The sequence below is a fragment of the Segatella asaccharophila genome (assembly GCF_054687055.1).
Window position 1 is genome coordinate 1 of sequence record NZ_BAACAN010000052.1, and the last position, 1,659, is coordinate 1,659.

Consider the following 1,659-nt stretch of genomic DNA (forward strand, 5'->3'; position numbering starts at 1 on the left):
GTAACTATTCAGCCATACCCAAGGTGTGCCATCCTATAAAGATAGGATGGTAGCAATGGCATTGTATTGAGATTGATTGTTCTTCCATGCCGTATCGGCGATGGAATGTATAGCGAAGAAGTCATCTGCCCCGGAATCGGATCTGAAGGTACCTGATATTTTCTGTTTGACCTTCAACTTTCTTATTCCTCTCTCGGATGCATTGTTATTCGGCGGTATTGCAGGGTCTTCAAGAAAGTTGAAGATGTAGTTCCTGGCCCTGACGAGTCCTTTCCTCAGTTTTTCAAAGTTGTCATTCAGGTGTGTAAGGCTTTGAGCGAGCAGCCTGTCAAGGCGTGTAAGCCACGCTCCTTTGGGGATAATCTCCCCGGGTCTGGTGTTCCTCTGGTGTATGGCATCGCGCAGGAGCTGTTGTATCTGTCCTGACCATTTCTGGTTCTTGTCAAGTTCCGAGAGGTATTCGAGTTCCCTCAGGATGTGTGCCAGGCATATCTGGTGTCCGAGGAAGTCTATTGCAAAGTATGCGTTATGGCGGTCGGTAACGGCGACCATGTTTTTCAATGAGTCTCCGAACCTGTCCTCCAGTACCCTGGCAGAACGTCCTCCGGCACGGAAACAGAGCGTTACGTATGCCGTCTGTGCTATCCATGCCCAGTCAAGACGCTTCTGGTTGTAACAGCCCGACTCGTCGAAGCCCACCACACGGGACTTCCTGATCGTATCCTCCAGCAGCCTGATGGCGGGTCGTGACTTTTCCATGGCATCATCAACGATATTCTTTATCGTACCCTGGCTCATCGACAGGGAGAACAGTTCTTTCATAATAGTCTGGAGGCGCTCGTAGGGGATACACTGCACAACGTTCAGATAGGTTACGATGGAACGTATGGTCTTGCCGAAGGTTACCGGGCTGCCTCCGCGTTTACGCGGTGCATAGCCGTGGTTATGGCAGCCGCAGGGACACACTTTCTCATAGTGGCGGTGTTCCGTCACTGTCGGGGTAATTACGGCAGGAAGGTCTATTTCCTGTGTTGTATAGATCAGGTGTCCCTTGATGTCGTCAAGACTGCGCCCGCATTCCTTACAGTAACGGCTGGAGTGTTCCTCTATAAAATCGGGAGACTCCACCATATCCCTGCGATGTCCGTCATGGTCCTTCTGGCCACCGGGCTTCAGGCCGCTCCGCTTACGGAGGGATTTTGTACGGCGGATGATTTCATCCTTCATCTTCTCTTTCGTTGGCGGAGTACTGCTGTTCGTGGAGTTCTTGTCCGGATTCTCATAGCGGGACAGACGTTTCCTCAGATCCTCTATCTCCCTGTCCTTCTGGTGTAATTCCTTGTTGAGTTTTTCAATATTCCGGTTCAGCTGACATATCCGGGCATGCTGCGAGTCGATGGTCTTACGCATCAACTGCATCTCTCCTGCCATTTTGCGCAGTGACTCTGATATGTCTGTAACCTGCTGATTCATAGATACAAAGGTAATGAAAATATCTGAGATATGCAAGAAAACTGGCATCTGTTTTTGAAGATTTTTCATTGATTTTCAATCAGTTGGATGAAATGGCCCCTGCTTTGTGATTATGACAGGGAGTCTCTGCCAGCGAGCCTTTGCGATGAAACTGTTGTGGCATAAAATGAATGGCTGAATAGTTAC

At 49.4% G+C, this 1,659-nt stretch carries 1 protein-coding gene; it reads right to left on the minus strand.

All coding sequences use genetic code 11. The features are described 5' to 3' along the window. Window positions 1-33: 33 nt before the first annotated feature. Window positions 34-1,473 carry an IS66 family transposase gene (gene tnpC, locus ACYRYG_RS13245; RefSeq protein WP_460198480.1) on the minus strand — a complete coding sequence of 480 codons (1,440 nt, stop codon included), beginning with the start codon at window positions 1,471-1,473 and terminating at the stop codon, window positions 34-36. Window positions 1,474-1,659: the final 186 nt, after the last annotated feature.